This is a genomic window from Kosakonia oryzae, from assembly GCF_001658025.2.
Classification (GTDB): Bacteria; Pseudomonadota; Gammaproteobacteria; order Enterobacterales; family Enterobacteriaceae; genus Kosakonia; species Kosakonia oryzae.
Window position 1 is genome coordinate 2,744,738 of record NZ_CP014007.2, and the last position, 14,547, is coordinate 2,759,284.

General features: G+C 56.7%; 13 protein-coding genes. 5 read left to right on the forward strand and 8 right to left on the reverse strand.

Annotation, left to right across the window (positions count from 1 at the left end):
* Window positions 1-8: 8 nt before the first annotated feature.
* The 5 genes from AWR26_RS13075 to AWR26_RS13095 all read right to left on the reverse strand — a co-directional run bounded on the left by AWR26_RS13075 (window position 9) and on the right by AWR26_RS13095 (window position 5,968).
* Window positions 9-1,229, reverse strand: coding sequence for an amino acid ABC transporter permease (locus tag AWR26_RS13075; protein ID WP_064566422.1), 1,221 nt, complete (start codon window positions 1,227-1,229; stop codon window positions 9-11).
* Window positions 1,230-1,287: 58 nt separating this feature from the next.
* The gene (locus AWR26_RS13080; RefSeq protein ID WP_064566424.1) at window positions 1,288-2,334 is read right to left on the reverse strand and encodes an amino acid ABC transporter substrate-binding protein; all 1,047 of its coding nucleotides are present in this window, start codon (window positions 2,332-2,334) and stop codon (window positions 1,288-1,290) included.
* A gap of 155 nt (window positions 2,335-2,489) precedes the next feature.
* Complete coding sequence (locus AWR26_RS13085) at window positions 2,490-3,245, reverse strand: sulfite exporter TauE/SafE family protein (protein ID WP_064566426.1); 756 nt, start codon at window positions 3,243-3,245, stop codon at window positions 2,490-2,492.
* Between the two features lie 11 nt (window positions 3,246-3,256).
* Complete coding sequence (locus AWR26_RS13090) at window positions 3,257-4,579, reverse strand: MmgE/PrpD family protein (RefSeq protein ID WP_064566427.1); 1,323 nt, start codon at window positions 4,577-4,579, stop codon at window positions 3,257-3,259.
* Window positions 4,580-4,603: 24 nt separating this feature from the next.
* The gene (locus tag AWR26_RS13095) at window positions 4,604-5,968 is read right to left on the reverse strand and encodes an MmgE/PrpD family protein (protein ID WP_064566430.1); all 1,365 of its coding nucleotides are present in this window, start codon (window positions 5,966-5,968) and stop codon (window positions 4,604-4,606) included.
* A gap of 254 nt (window positions 5,969-6,222) precedes the next feature.
* Here AWR26_RS13095 and AWR26_RS13100 point away from each other — a divergent pair, with 254 nt between their 5' ends.
* From AWR26_RS13100 to AWR26_RS13110, 3 genes are all read left to right on the forward strand, one after another.
* A complete protein-coding gene (locus AWR26_RS13100; protein ID WP_064566432.1) occupies window positions 6,223-6,870 on the forward strand; it encodes a GntR family transcriptional regulator in 648 nt (215 codons plus the stop codon).
* A 105-nt stretch (window positions 6,871-6,975) separates the two neighbouring features.
* On the forward strand, window positions 6,976-8,217 hold the full coding sequence (locus AWR26_RS13105) for a diguanylate phosphodiesterase (RefSeq protein ID WP_064566434.1): 1,242 nt from the start codon (window positions 6,976-6,978) through the stop codon (window positions 8,215-8,217).
* Between the two features lie 71 nt (window positions 8,218-8,288).
* A complete protein-coding gene (locus AWR26_RS13110) occupies window positions 8,289-9,860 on the forward strand; it encodes a GGDEF domain-containing protein (RefSeq protein ID WP_064566436.1) in 1,572 nt (523 codons plus the stop codon).
* A gap of 165 nt (window positions 9,861-10,025) precedes the next feature.
* Here AWR26_RS13110 and AWR26_RS13115 read toward each other — a convergent pair whose 3' ends face one another.
* Window positions 10,026-10,919 (reverse strand): LysR family transcriptional regulator, encoded by an 894-nt coding sequence (locus tag AWR26_RS13115; RefSeq protein WP_082934100.1) that lies wholly within the window; start codon window positions 10,917-10,919, stop codon window positions 10,026-10,028.
* A 101-nt stretch (window positions 10,920-11,020) separates the two neighbouring features.
* Between AWR26_RS13115 and AWR26_RS13120 the strand changes: the two genes are divergently transcribed.
* Complete coding sequence (locus tag AWR26_RS13120; protein WP_064566438.1) at window positions 11,021-11,350, forward strand: YciI family protein; 330 nt, start codon at window positions 11,021-11,023, stop codon at window positions 11,348-11,350.
* 2 nt (window positions 11,351-11,352) lie between these two features.
* On the opposite strand, the gene AWR26_RS13125 is transcribed toward AWR26_RS13120, so the two are convergent.
* Window positions 11,353-11,775 (reverse strand): GNAT family N-acetyltransferase, encoded by a 423-nt coding sequence (locus tag AWR26_RS13125; protein ID WP_064566440.1) that lies wholly within the window; start codon window positions 11,773-11,775, stop codon window positions 11,353-11,355.
* Window positions 11,776-11,881: 106 nt separating this feature from the next.
* On the opposite strand from AWR26_RS13125, the gene AWR26_RS13130 reads away from it, so the two are divergent.
* Window positions 11,882-13,663: a thiamine pyrophosphate-requiring protein gene (locus AWR26_RS13130; RefSeq protein WP_175518618.1), complete on the forward strand. Its 1,782-nt coding sequence runs from the start codon at window positions 11,882-11,884 to the stop codon at window positions 13,661-13,663.
* A gap of 39 nt (window positions 13,664-13,702) precedes the next feature.
* On the opposite strand, the gene AWR26_RS13135 is transcribed toward AWR26_RS13130, so the two are convergent.
* Entirely contained in the window at window positions 13,703-14,524 is an 822-nt protein-coding gene (locus AWR26_RS13135) for an alpha/beta fold hydrolase (protein WP_064566444.1), read from the reverse strand.
* Window positions 14,525-14,547 lie beyond the last annotated feature (23 nt).

Consider the following 14,547-nt stretch of genomic DNA (forward strand, 5'->3'; position numbering starts at 1 on the left):
ACGGTTCCTTAGCGCTCTTTAATGGCGACGTAGCGGTTAAACAGGTTCATCAGCAGAGAGGTCGTTCCGCTGATGATGAGATAGACCACCATCATAATGGCGATCGCCTCCAGCGCCTGGCCGGTCTGGCTCATCATGGTGTTGCTGATATTCGCCAGTTCCGGATAGCCGATAACCACGGCAATCGAGCTGTTCTTCGCCAGGCTGACATACTTACTCGCCAGCGGCGGCACCATCACCCGCATCGCCTGCGGGATCACCACGTGGCGCATCACGTGCCACGGCGAAAACGACAGGGCGCGCGCCGCTTCCAGTTGGCCTTTCGGCACAGACTGAATGCCCGCACGAACGATCTCGGCAATATAGGAAGATGAGTAGAGCGCAATGCCAAGCAGCAGGGCGGTAAACTCCGGAGTGATATTAAACCCACCGCGGAAATTGAAGCCGCGCAGCGCCGGGCGATTCAGTTCATGCGGTGCGCCGCACAACCACCACGCCAGCAGTGGCAGGCCGATAATCAACGCCAGCCGAATACGCCCGGTGGGCAGCATTTTGCCGTGACGCTCACGCCAGCGGCGCGCCACCAACGAAAGCAGCAAACTGAGCGTGCAGGCTACCAGCAGCGCAACAAAAGCCCACAGCCAACCGCTGTGAGCGGCCGGCACGGTAAAGGTTAATCCACGGTTGGTTAAAAAACCGCCCGGCAGCACAATGGCGTCACGCGGCGCGGGCAGGTTGCGGATCACCATCGACCAGAAAATCACATGCAAAATCACCGGCACATTACGCAACATTTCAACGTAGGTGACCGAGATTTTCACCAACAGCCAGTTTTTCGAGACGCGACCAATACCGACGATAAACCCCAGCACGGTTGCCAGCACAATGCCGCACAGCGTCACATACAGGGTATTGAGCAGGCCGACAGCGAGTGCGCGAGCGTAACTGTCCTGCGGCGTGTAGTTAATCAGCGTTTCACCAATGGCGAACTGCGCGCTCTGGTGCAAAAAACCAAAACCGGTCGCAATGCGTTGCGCATGCAGGTTCGCCACCACATTGCTGTAAAGCCAGTAGCTAAAACCCGTTAACAGCAGCGCCAGCAGCAGCTGATAGCACCAGCTACGTACGGTTTTGCCGCCGAAAAAGGTGAAAAGGCGAAACGCGGCGGCCGGTTGCGTGGTGGCAGACGCCATCACCGTAGCACCGGAATTGTCAGACTGTTTCATCATTAAACGTTGTTCTTCGCGGGGTGAAAGGGGCTGCCCCCGGATGAGGGCAGCCTTGCGGTTAGCGGATCGGCAAACCGTAAAGCAAGCCGCCTTTGTTCCACTGATTATTTAAATCACGAGCCAGCGGTTCGGGGCTGTTGGGGCCAAAATGACGGTTGTAGATATCACCGTAGTTGCCCACCTGTTTGACGATGTTGTACACCCATTTGTCATCGAGCCCGAGTTTCTGACCAAAACCGCCGGTCACGCCCAGCAGCGCCTGAACATCCGGATCGGTGGACTTCAGTTTTTCATCAACGTTGCTCTGGTTGACGTCCATCTCTTCGGCATCAAAAGTGGCGTAAACCACCCATTTCACAATGTCGTACCACTGGCTGTCGCCTTTACGTACGGCCATTGCCAGCGGCTCTTTTGAGTACATCCCCGGCAGGATCACGTGATCCTGCGGCTTGTCGGTATCAAACGCCAGAATACCCGGCAGCGCCACTTTATCGCGGGCGATCACGTCACAGCGCCCGGAAAGATAGGCCGCTACATACTCTTTGTTGTTCTCGATAACCACCGGCGTGTAGTGCAAATTGCGCGAACCAAAAATCTGCGCCACGTTACGCTCGGTGCTGCTCGGCGTGACACAAACGGTTGCGCCGTCGAGATCTTCAATTTTCTTCACGCCGCTATTGGCGCGCACCATAAAACCGGTGCCGGTATAAAAGTTAGGCGGCGCGAAGCTGATGCCCAGCGCAACGTCATTGGTTAATGTCGCCGTCGTATTGCGCGACAGCACGTCCACTTCGCCGGATTGCAGCGCCATAAAACGTTGCGCCGTCGACAGCGGAGTGAAACGGACTTTTGACGGATCGCCAAATACCGCCGATGCCAGCGCACGGCAGAAATCAACATCCAGGCCTTCCCACTGACCTTTGCTGTTGATGGCGGCAAAACCGTGGCGGGCAGGGTGAACACCGCAAACCAGTTCACCACGGGCTTTGATTTTCTTCAGGGTATCGCCATTTGTGACAGGGGCATTTTCCGCCTGGGCTGGCATCAACAAACTGCTCAGCGCCAGCAGCAGAACTGACGCAGCAAGATGGGTTCTTTTCAGCATGGGTTATCCTTTTTAAAAGTGGCTATCCGATTAATTGACTGTATTTATTACGATTTTACTAGCGTGTCCGTTTGTATACCTATGTTCGCCATCCATGGCGCATTTAGCAAAGAACGAATTCAGTAAAGCATATTCACAGGCTGCCGAAAGAATTATTACCAGCTCTGTACACCTTGCCACAGCAACTGCGCGCTCAGCAGGATCATGGTCAGGCGGAACAGAATGCGGAACAGCCGCTCCGGCACATTATCCAGCACCTGCGTTCCCAGCCAGGTGCCAAGCGCGCCGCTGATAATCATCGCCGCCAGCAAGGGCAGCCAGTTAGCCCACGCAAAACCCATCAGCCCGAACGCCAGAATTTTCAGCCCATGTTGCAGCACCATGCAGGTGGCATGGGTGGCGATCAGCGGCTGGCGTTTCAACCCTTGCGAGCTGATAAGCCCGGCCACCATAGGCCCGGTCGCGCCAACGATCATTGTGCCGAGGCTGCTGATCCCGCCGCCGATAATGAAAAACGGACGACTGAGCGGTTTTTGTTCGCCGCGTTTGCGTAACACCGACCAGAGAATAAACAGCCCCAGCGCAATGCGCGCAACGCTGTCCGGGATCACCGCAGCCACCGGCGCGCCAACAGCAATGCCGACGGCGCAACCAAGCAAAAACCACAGCACCAGTGGCCACACGACATACATACGCTGGATCAGCGTCCGGCTCAGGTTCGAACCGAGTTGCACCAAACCATGCACCGGCATCAGGCTGCTGACCGGCATACCCAGCCCCATGATCGCCAACAGGGCCGTACCGCCACCCAATCCCATTGCCGCTGTCAGTGCAGACGTGAGGAAACTGCAAAATACCATCACTGCCGCAAACAGCGGTGTGATCTCAGGTGGAATTAACGTCAGGACCATTTTGCATCCCGTTAGCGAAAATCATCGTGCAGCAGGCGTTGATAGAGCGCCTGCGCTGCCTCTTTCGTCAACACGCGGCTGGCGCAGTCAAGAAACTTCTGTTCAATCAAATTATCCGGTAGCGGAATAGCCGGGCTGGAACCCCGCGCTCCGGCAACGCGCCGTGTAAACTCACGCCCGTCGGTGGTAGTGAGCGTCACAAACGCGCTATGGGTGATCTCTTCATCATGGCGCTCCAGCGTCACTTTGCGCATTAACGTTTGCGTGGCCGGATCGGCGAACAGCGCATCATCAATAAAATCATCCAGCGTCAGCGAACCGGTCACGAACGCCCGCGCCACGCAGTAGTGCAGGCTGAACTTCCCGGCCAGCGGATTGACCGGCTCAGGAATATTGATATGCGGAAAACGAATCGGGTGAACCTGTACAGCGATCCGCTCAACCTCGTGCGGTTGCAGGCCGGTCTCTTCGCGCAATGCCAGTACCCCATCAAGCGGTGACAAAATAGCGTAGCAGCAAGGGAAGTATTTGTAATTATTGCTTTTCACCGTATCGAGAATAAAGGGCGTTTCATTCCAGCTTTCGGTCAGCGGCAGCGAATCCACATTCTCCACGCCGTTGTAGACATGAAAGTAACCCTGGTGTTGTTCGAATGCGCGTTGCCCGGCGGTAAAACCGCTTTGTGCCAGTTTGCAGGCCATTACCGCGCTGCGTGCCGCCTGGCCCACCGCCAGCGCTTTGGTTTCACTGCCGAAATTGGATTTGATGCCACTGGCCAGCGAGGCGGTAATCGACAGCGCGGTAGCCGTCTGCTCTTCATTCAGCCCGAGGATCACCGCACAGGCGGCAACGCCCGCAAACACACCGACCGTGGTCGTCGGATGCCAGCCGTGACGATACTGGAAAGGGCTGACCGCCTTACCCATGCGTACCGCCGTTTCATAACCCGTAATATAGGCACGCAGCACCGCATCGCCATTCAGATCCTGTTCATCCGCCAGCGCCAGCAAAGCAGGCAAAACCGCCACGGAAATATGGCCGTGCAGCCATGAATTGGAATCATCAAAATCGAGCAGGTGAGAAGAGACACCGTTCAGCAGCGCGGCATCCAGCGCGTTCAGTTGCAGGTTCGTGCCGAATACGCGGCTGTGGCCGCTGGCGGCGCTCGGGACAATAACGCTGCGCAGTTTCACAGCGCCGTCCTGCACGCCACCGGCCAGCGTCACGCCGAGCGTGTCAATAATCGCGGTGCGGGCCTGGGCATACGCCGCTTGCGGGAAAGCCTGCCGGGAGAACGCCAGCAAATTACCGGCAAGTTGTCGGGCAATGGTCATGATAATGTCCTGTACAAAAATGAATCAGCGATCGCCGGCCAGCAGTCCGGTGATCCGCGCCAGAGAACCCGGGCGCTCAAAATGGGCGGCAGCGTCATACAGAGCAGCGCTACGTTCCGCGCCGAGGACGGGGATCGTCAGCGAGTCAAACTTGGCGCGTAACTCTTCATCACTCAGCGGATTTTGTGCATGCCCGCGATAAACATCAGTATGCGCGTGGATAACCGAACCGTCGTCCAGCCAGACATCGATAAATGCCGAGCTGGCGGATTGCCCGTCCACCGCCTCAACCTCCAGCAGCGGCAGCAGGGCGCGCGGGCGGGGATCGTCAATCGTGGTCTGGGTGAAATCGGTGTCGGTCAGCGCATAACCACTCAGGGCAAGTGTGATGCAATGTGGAATACTAAATTTACTTTCCAGCGGCGTGCGGGGATTCATGATCCCGGCATTCACCATCCCCATCGGGTGGACTTTCGCCGCGATACGGGTGATTTTTCGTCCCTGTAATTGCGGGTAAATTTTGCGCGCCGTTTCGATGGAGGCGTGCGTGCCGCGACAACTGGCGTACAGCTTGTAGCCGTTGGTCAGCAGTTCCCAGCTTTCGCCGAAATCGAGAGGAGGGATCTCGGCGCTGCCGTCCTGGATAAAGATTTTTACCCAGCCGTCCGCTTCATAAAAATGGTGTGCGCCAACAAAATCCTCAGCCGCCAGTTGCGCCGCAAGAATGCCATCCATTGCCGCTTTACCGGCATGGAAGGGTTTGCCGTGCGTGCCGGACGATTTCTGCAAACCGCCCATCATGGTGGCTGCCGCGCCGAGCGCGTTGCGCACCTGTTCTTGTGAAAGCTGCAAAATTACCGCCGCAACGGCCGCAGCACCGGCGCGTCCGACCACGGAAGTGGGATGAAAACCACGGCGTTGCAGATTACGCCCAACGCCCGGCACCCAGCCGCCGCCGAGTTTCGCCATCACTTCGAAGCCTGCGATAAAGGCCCGCAGCACCTGCTCTTCATCCTGCGGATGCGCCTGCGCCATCGCCAGCGCGGTAGACCAGCAAGGGCCGCCCGGATGACCAGCGCCAGCAGGGTGGGTATCGTCGTAATCGGCGGCATGCGCCATGGTGGCGTTAATCAGTGCGGCAAGTGCGGGGGTGGTCGTACCGGAAAGGAAAATGCGCGCTTCACCGGAAGCATTCCATGTTTTCGCCACCTTGCGAACCGCATTAACCGCATCATCATTGACGGCGCCGAGCGCGACGCCAAGAAAATCGATCAGTGCGCGTTTAGCTTCATGCCGCACGGCTGGCGGCACGGTGAGTTGGTTAGCATGGCTGATAAAATGGCTTAGCTGTTCTCCACGGGTTAGGTCAACATCTGCGTTCTTTGTCATTGTGAAAGAAGATTTCCTGGTGTTGGCTTACAAATAAAAATGTCAGAAATTCGTTTTGTTTTATATTGAATTCATTTGTATACAATGAATGTAAATTAACCATATCAGCCATCCGACAAACGTCAAAAGATATTTTTTAGATAAGCTCAGAACAAAAAAAGCAAAAGCGTTACCTTTCCTGTGGCAAGATGCTACGGCAGGGTGCACAGCCTTAATTAAGGCCAATAAAAGAACAGTTAAACGGAGCTAAAAACGTGAAATCAACGGGTCGCGATGCGGGCTTGACGCCTTTTGAGATATTGCTTTCCGCCATTGAAGCAGGGGAACTGCAACCCGGAGAACGTTTGCAGGAAACGCGGCTGGCGGAGCAATTTGGCCTGAGCCGTACGCCCATCCGTGAAGCGCTGCACCGGCTGGAAACGCTGGGTCTTGCCGAACCGGGTCCGCAACGCGGGCTGATCATTGCGCATATCAGCTATGAACGTCTTCGCCAGTTGTTTGATGTGCGCGAAGGGCTGGAGCGTCTGGCCATGGATCTGGCGGTTTCCGCCGCGTCAGACGCAGAGATTGCGCTATTGCAGGAGATGATCAACAAAGAAGCGACGCTTACCGACAGTAAAGCGCTGCACGATCATAACCGGATGTTCCACCGCCAGATTTACCGCGCCACCCACAATCCCTATCTGAACGAAATGCTGGATAATTTACGCATCCATCTGTCGCTGTTGCGCGGCACCACCTACGAGCTAAAAGAGCGGACCGAAGAGGCGAAGCGCGAGCATCAGGCGATTGTTGATGCGCTGGCGCGCCGGGACCGCCTTGCCGCACAAGAAGCGGCTTGTCAACATATTCGTAACGGTTATCGTGCCCGACTCACCATTTTAAGCCAGCGAGAACGCTAACAGAATGGCCCTTAATCAACGAACTGAATGCTTGCAATCTTGCTAAGATCGCGCGATTGCATCATCTAATTGTTTTTTTTCCAGGCATTCTGAGGGTAACTTCTTGTGTTAGCGACTTTGATTTACCGTAGCCGCCTGAATTGCACATTAGATCCCTCTCAGCTGACGTCACTTGTCGAGCGAGCAAATCTGCGCAATTCACAGTTGCAGGTCACGGGGATTTTACTGTTCGATGGCGATCATTTCTTACAGATTCTTGAAGGGCCGCTGGCCGCAGTAAATGTGGTCTACGAACGCATAAACCGGGATAACCGCCACAGCCATGTGGTTGAATTATTGCGTGATTATGCGCCGCGCCGCCGGTTTGTCGATCGCGGCATGATGCTGTTTGATCTCTGCGCGATGACAGCGCCCGCCGTGCTGCGTGCGATTCTGCGTTTCGGCACGCTGAAGTATCAATTGGCAAGCAATGATCGGGTTTACAAATTTATCCGCAATTTTATCGCCTCGCCGAAGAGCAATGGCGGGATACGCAATACCGAGCCGGAGCAGTGGTCTTTCACCATTAAAACCTCGCCGTTCAATAACGTCAGCGCGCCGATTACTGCAGAGCAGCCGTGCCAGTTTGCTTTCCAGCCGATCATTGAACCGCTGCGCGGCAATATCTCCTCGCTGGAAGCGCTGATCCGCGGGCCGAACGGCGGCAGCCCGCAGGAGTATTTCGCCACCATTGCGCCCAACAAACTGCATGAAGCGGATCTTGCTTCCAAAGGCTGGGCGCTGGCGATGGCCAGACGCCTGGGAATTGGCAACCACAAGGTGGCCATCAATTTGTTACCGATGTCGCTGGTGAAAATTCCCGGCGCGGTGGACATTCTGCTCAACCACATCACTCGCAATCAGCTCAACCCCGGGCAAATCATCGTGGAAGTGACGGAAGATGAGGTCATTTCCGGCTACGAAGAGTTCACCTGGGCCATTCGCCAGCTTCGCGCCGCCGGAATCGGCCTGGCGATTGATGATTTTGGTTCCGGTTTTGCCGGGCTGTCGCTGCTGGCAAAATTCCAGCCCGACAAACTCAAAATCGACCGCACCATTGTCACCGACATTCATCTGCACGGCCCGAAGCAGGCGATTGTGAAAGCGATTCTCGATTGCTGCGCCGAACTGCAAATCACCGTGGTGGCTGAAGGCGTCGAAAAAATCGAAGAGTGGTGCTGGCTGGAAGCGGTAGGCGTTCAGCGCTTCCAGGGGTTCCTGTTTGCCCGCCCGGTACTCAATGGCGTTTCCCCCATTAACTGGCCCCAACGCATCTCGCCATCGCTGACGAGCCGCAAAAAAGTCTGAGTTATTTGGTTTAAAAATCATCGCGCTTCTATGATTAATTGCATATCAGGAGACGTGATGAAGGGGAGACGATGAATTTCAGGAAACAGGTCGCTCGTGGGCTGGCGCTCAACTCTTCTCTCGGCCGTAGTATTACATTCTGTATGGTTGTGCTGCTGGTGGCGGGTATCGCAACCAGCGCATGGACACTGACCCGTTCATGGCAAAAGGAAGTGGCGGATACCGAACGCGACGCCATTAACTTATCGGTTTCGCAGGCGCGCCAGGCGGAAGACACGTTTCTGCAGGCAGAAACGGCCCTGCGGGACATCAGGCGTAATCTGCCCGCCACGGGCATCAACGACATCAATAACCATCAGTTCAATAACTATCTGTCCGAACTCCAGCAACATATTCCACAACTGCATGGGCTCATGGTCTACGATCCGCAGGGCAATATGATTGCCACGTCGTTTGGCAAAATTCCGGCTCAGTCCAACAACAGTGACCGCGAATACTTTATTTATCACCGGCGTAACGCCCACGGCAGTATTCATATCGGGCATGTGATCCGCAGCCGTTCGACCGGCGATCTGGTGATCCCGGTTTCTTTACGTATCAGTGACAGCGCGGGCGGCTTTACCGGCGTACTGCTGGCAACGGTGAAACTCGACTATTTCCGCCATTTTTACAGCTATTTTGAGCTGCAAAACCGCGACCTGCTGGCGCTGTTAAATACCGACGGCAACACCCTGTATGTGCGGCCCTTTGCGGATGATGTGATTAACCGTAACCTCTCTGCCAGCCCGCTATTTACGCAGGAACTGGAGAAAAAAGATCGCGGCAACGGCACCTGGGTTTCCGCGCTGGACCATGTTGAGCGCATTTACGGATTTGCACGGCTGGAGCGCTATCCGCTGGTGGTGGCCGCAGGGTATGACAAACCGGCGCTGTGGGCATCCTGGGTGAAAGAGAGCCTGCCGGATCTGGTGCTGAATGCCCTGCTACTGGTGGGCACGCTGCTGATGGGGGCGATTATTTTCCGCCAGGTGCGCATGAACGTTCGCAACCAGAACGAACTTGCCGAACTGCGTGATGAACTGACCAGCATCAACCACACTCTGCAACTAATGGCGCTGGCCGACGGGCTGACCGGCCTGGCTAACCGTCGGCAGTTTGATCTCTTTTTAGCAAAAAGCCTGAAAGCCTCCGCGCTGAAGCAAAAACCGGTCTCGCTTATCATGATCGATATCGATTATTTCAAGCACTATAACGACTATTACGGCCATGTCGCGGGTGATAACTGCCTGCGGGCGGTAGGCGAAATTCTGCATAAACTGCAGTTGAACACGCGCGATCTGATTGCCCGCTACGGCGGTGAAGAATTCGCCATTATCCTGCCGGATACCGGCCCGGAAGCGGCGCTTTTCGTCGCGCGCCAGGCGGTTAACATCGTACGCGGTGCCCAAATACCGCATGAGCAAACCGGTAGCGCGCAGGGCACGCTGACCATCAGCGCCGGGTGTTACAGCATCACCGCCGAACTGAACGCCGACGAAGCGCAGCGGCTGAAAGAGGGCGCGGATAAGGCGCTGTATCAGGCGAAAGTGCAGGGGCGTAACCGCGCGGTAGCGGCCACCGACGCGATGCTACAAAAGGCATAAACGGATGCCAGACGAAACCATCGTATAATCAGGGCCGATTAAATCAGAAAGTGTTACCCATGTGACCGGTTCATATACCACCGCAGCCCCGTAATCACTGCTACTACTGCGAATAATTGCGCGCCGCTGGTTTTCCTCACTCCGGAGGGCGTTTTCCCGAGCGGCTCAGGGTAAGCGGGCGCACAGCTCATCAATTAGCACCCGTAAACGGGTTTCGCCTGCGCGGCGCGGGTCATACAGCAGATGCATGGCTTTTTGCGGAAACGCATACTCCGGCAGTAAACGGACAAGTTCACCGCGGCGCAGCGGTTCAGATAATGCCAGCTCATAGCCGAGCAGCACGCCGCCGCCGCACAGCGCGGCCTCCAGCATCGCGCCCCAGTCATTGATCGTTAACGAACCGCTGACCTGAACGTCCCCCCGATCATCACCATGAGTAAAAGGCCAGTGGAAGGCGTTGTCGTGCAGCCAGGGCGTAAAACCCAGGCAGTTGTGTTGTTGTAGTTCGTCGGGATGTTGCGGCGTGCCCTGTTTTTCCAGATAGCGCGGCGAGGCGCAGGCAATCAGGCGGTAGGGTGAAAGCGGTTTGGCCGCCAGCCGCAGGGAAGGCGCCAGTTCTCCAATGCGGATCACGGCATCAATGCCATGTTCCAACGGATCGATCAGCGCATCCGTCAGCGTCAGCTCCACGCGGAGTTGCGTGTAACGTTGCAGAAACGCCGTCAGAAACGGGGCCAGCGCGTAGCGGCCAAAAGTGACGGGAGCGTTCAGCCTGAGCGTGCCGTAGGGGAGCAGCGCCGTCCCGCGCGCGGCCCGCTCGGCCTCGTCCAGCGCATCCAGTATGGCTACGCAGCGGTAGAAATAGTCCTGCCCGGTAGGGGTTATGCTCTGTTTACGCGTCGTGCGGTTTAACAGCCGCGTCGCCAGGTGTTGCTCCAGCGCCGCAATGTGGCGCGCCACCATTTGCGGAGAGAGGGTTAACGCCTGTGCCGCCGCGGCAAAGGATCCTTTTTTCACCACGCTAACAAAAACGCGCATTCCAGTGATTTTATCCAGCATTCACTACTCCTGGTTGTTTCTGAAGCCATTACCAGCCCATTTTAAATACCATGAGGGATGACTACACTCGATTTTCACTGAGCAGAGAGGAGCATCATTGAATGAATGTTTATACCGTCACTATGTCACACCCGGACGGCAGAGGGTGGGATACGCATGTCCGTGAGCATGTGCTGTACCTGAAAGGGCTTATCAACGCGGGGAAAATCATCGCCTCCGGGCCGATAAAAGGCGCGGCGTTGCGCAGCGGTTTTATCCTGTTTCGCGCCCGCGACATCAGCGAAGTGAAAGCGATGGTGGAAGCCGATCCCTTTTCCCGCGAGGGGCTAATTGCGTCGCTGGAGATCGCGCAGTGGGATCCGCTGTTTGGCCAGCTTTCGGCATACTCCAGCGGAACCGCGCCTGAGAGTTTGCAAGATCTGGCGGGTTGACATCAGGCCAGTAAATCTTTGGTCAGGTAATGACGCTGCATCCCTTTATGCGGGAAATCCGCCAGCGTCATCTGCTCTGCAAATCCCAGTTTTTGATAGAAAGGTAACGCCTGAAAGCTGAAGGTATCGACCAGCGCGTGGCGACAGCCGAGCGCCAGCGCTTCCTGCATGGCCCGCAGCATCAGCTCGCGCCCCAGCCCGTTGCCGCGCTGCGATTCATGCACCCAGAGATAATGAATATTGAGCCATTCCCCTTCCTGGCGGGCAATCAGGCCGCCCTGCATCACGCCGCTGTCGTCGCGAAAATAGACTGCCAGATGCGACCACTCGCTGAGATTAACAAACTGCTGGTTGTAACGCCGTAAACCGGCAAACAGCTCGCTCTGGTCCTGCTCAGTCACTTCGTGCTTAACGATAAGATTCATCCGTTTCTTCCTTATTCCCGCGTTTGTTCAGCGGATAACCGCCAGAGCCGCACCTGTCATCGTCTACCTTTAAAGACGGTTATCCACGCGCAAGGAGAACATTTCAGTGAGCATGAAAACAAGCGATTTCTTTGTCAAACGCCTGAAAGAGTGGGGCGTAACGCGCATTTACGGTTACCCTGGCGATGGCATAAATGGCGTGCTCGGGGCTATCCAGCGCGCCAACAAAGCCGGAGACGGCATCGAATTTATCCAGGTTCGCCATGAAGAGATGGCCGCGTTTATGGCGGTCGGCCATGCCAAATTCACCGGTGAGCTGGGCGTCTGCTTATCGACGGGCGGGCCTGGCGCCACGCATCTGTTAACCGGGCTGTATGACGCCAAAATGGATCACGCCCCGGTACTGGCGATCAGCGGCCAGGCAGAAAGCACCGCGCGCGGTGCCAGTTATCAGCAGGAGATGAACCTCGACCGCGTCTTTGCTGATGTAGCGAATTTCGTGCAGGAAGCGGCGTCACCGGCGCAGGTTCGCCATCTGGTGGATCGTGGCGTGCGCATTGCCATTGCGCAGAACGGCGTTGGCGTCGTGATCCTACCAAAAGATATCCAGGATGAAGAGTGGCAGCCACCGGCACATACGCACGGGTTTACCCATTCGGCCGCCGGTTATCAGCGCCCGCGCGTGATCCCGCATGACCGCGATCTGCAACGCGCAGCAGAGGTGCTGAATGCCGGGAAAAAAGTGGCCATTCTGATCGGCGCGGGCGCACGCAATGCCGCCGTGGAAGTGGTTCAGGCCGCCAATGTGCTGGGCGCAGGCGTCGCCAAAGCGCTGCTTGGTAAAGACGTTCTGCCGGATGATGCGCCGTTTGTCACCGGCTCGATTGGTCTATTAGGAACGGAGCCATCCTGGAAACTGATGCAGCAGTGCGACACGCTACTGATGATCGGCAGCGGTTTCCCGTGGACGGAGTTTCTGCCGCCGGAAGGCCAGGCGCGCGCCGTGCAAATTGATATCGATCCGGCGATGCTCGGCCTGCGTTACCCCTGCGAGGTGGCGCTACACGGCGATGCCGCCGAAACTTTGCAGGCGCTATTGCCGCTGCTGACGCACAAAGAAGACCGTAGCTGGCAGGAGGAGATCGCCCGCCAGGTGCAGGCATGGTGGCAGGTGATGGAGCAGCGCGCGATGGCACCTGCCAACCCCGTTAACCCGCAGCGCGTGGTGTGGGAAATGTCGCCGCTGCTGCCGGAAAACGCCATTGTCACCTCCGATTCCGGCTCCTGCGCCAACTGGTTCGCCCGCGATTACCGCGTGAAGCAGGGACAGCGTGCGTCGCTCTCCGGCGGGTTAGCCTGTATGGGCGCGGCGGTGCCGTACGCCATCGCGGCGAAATTTGCCGCGCCGGAAAAGCCCGTCGTAGCGCTGGTCGGCGATGGCGCAATGCAGATGAACAACATGGCCGAGCTGATTACCGTGCAGAAATACTGGCAGCAGTGGCAGGATCCGCGGTTGATTATCTGCGTCTTCAACAACCAGGATCTTAACCAGGTGACATGGGAGCAGCGGGTAATGGAAGGCAACCCGCGCTTTGAAGCTTCGCAACAGGTGCCGGATGTTCGCTATGCAGAGTTTGCCCGCTCGCTGGGCTTGCAGGGTATTTTTGTCGATACGCCAGAGGCGCTGAAGGCCGCCTGGCTACAGGCGTTACAGGCAGATCGCCCGGTAGTGCTGGAGGTGAAAACCGATCCGGAAGTCGCGCCGTTACCGCCGCATATCACCCTGAAACAGGCCAAAGCCTTTATGGCGTCGATGGTGAAGGGCGATCGGGGCGCGGTGCAGGTGCTGAGCGATACAGCCAGCCAGTTGTTCCACAAAAAATCGTAAAAAAACCGGGCGCTGAGGCCCGGTTTCTTCTTTCAGACGTTACAGTTTGCTCAGGAACGCCAGCAGGTCTTCATTCAGTTGATCCTGATGAGTAACGGCAAAACCGTGCGGGCCGTTTTCGTACACTTTCAGTTCCGCGCCTTTAATCAGTTGCGCCGACAGTTTACCGGTGGCTTCGAACGGTACGATTTGATCGTTGCTGCCGTGGATCACCAGCGTCGGGACATCCACTTTCGCCACATCCGGGCGGAAGTCGGTTTCAGAGAAGGCGGTGACGCAGTCCAGCGTACCTTTCAGTGACGCCAGCAGGGCGATATTCAGCGTTTGCGTCAGTACACCGTCGGAAACTTTCTGCCCGGCATTCAGGCCGTAGAACGGGGTAGCAAAATCACTGATAAACTGCGCGCGATCTTTGAGCAGGCCTTCTTTAATGCCATCAAATACGCTCTTATCGACACCTTCCGGGTGATCGGCGGTTTTACCGAAAATCGGCGTGACCGCGCCCAGCAGCACCAGCCCGGCCACGCGAGAGGTGCCGTAACGGCCGATGAAACGCGTCACATCGCCACCGCCCATCGAGAACCCCACCAGCGTCACGCCCTGCAAATCCAGCGTGGTAACCAGATCGTTAATGTCGGAGGCAAAAGTGTCATAGTCGTAGCCGTTCCACGGTTGATCGGAACGACCAAAACCGCGACGGTCAAAAGCGATAACGCGATAACCACGCTCAGCGAGGAAATTAAGCTGGCTATCCCACATATCGCCATCCAGCGGCCAGCCGTGGCTGAAGAGAACCGGCTTACCCGCACCCCAGTCTTTGTAATAAATCTGAGTACCATCCTGCGTTTTGATTGTGCTCATCTGCTTACCTCATTGTTAAGTAG

Excerpts from the sequence above, each read along its gene's own strand:
- AWR26_RS13075 (WP_064566422.1), bottom strand. The coding sequence starts at position 1,229 with ATGATGAAACAGTCTGACAATTCCGGTGCTACGGTGATGGCGTCTGCC.
- AWR26_RS13080 (WP_064566424.1), bottom strand. The coding sequence starts at position 2,334 with ATGCTGAAAAGAACCCATCTTGCTGCGTCAGTTCTGCTGCTGGCGCTG.
- AWR26_RS13085 (WP_064566426.1), bottom strand. The coding sequence starts at position 3,245 with ATGGTCCTGACGTTAATTCCACCTGAGATCACACCGCTGTTTGCGGCA.
- AWR26_RS13110 (WP_064566436.1), top strand. The coding sequence starts at position 8,289 with ATGAATTTCAGGAAACAGGTCGCTCGTGGGCTGGCGCTCAACTCTTCT.
- AWR26_RS13120 (WP_064566438.1), top strand. The coding sequence starts at position 11,021 with ATGAATGTTTATACCGTCACTATGTCACACCCGGACGGCAGAGGGTGG.
- AWR26_RS13135 (WP_064566444.1), bottom strand. The coding sequence starts at position 14,524 with ATGAGCACAATCAAAACGCAGGATGGTACTCAGATTTATTACAAAGAC.
- AWR26_RS13115 (WP_082934100.1), bottom strand. The coding sequence starts at position 10,919 with ATGCTGGATAAAATCACTGGAATGCGCGTTTTTGTTAGCGTGGTGAAA.
- AWR26_RS13095 (WP_064566430.1), bottom strand. The coding sequence starts at position 5,968 with ATGACAAAGAACGCAGATGTTGACCTAACCCGTGGAGAACAGCTAAGC.
- AWR26_RS13125 (WP_064566440.1), bottom strand. The coding sequence starts at position 11,775 with ATGAATCTTATCGTTAAGCACGAAGTGACTGAGCAGGACCAGAGCGAG.
- AWR26_RS13090 (WP_064566427.1), bottom strand. The coding sequence starts at position 4,579 with ATGACCATTGCCCGACAACTTGCCGGTAATTTGCTGGCGTTCTCCCGG.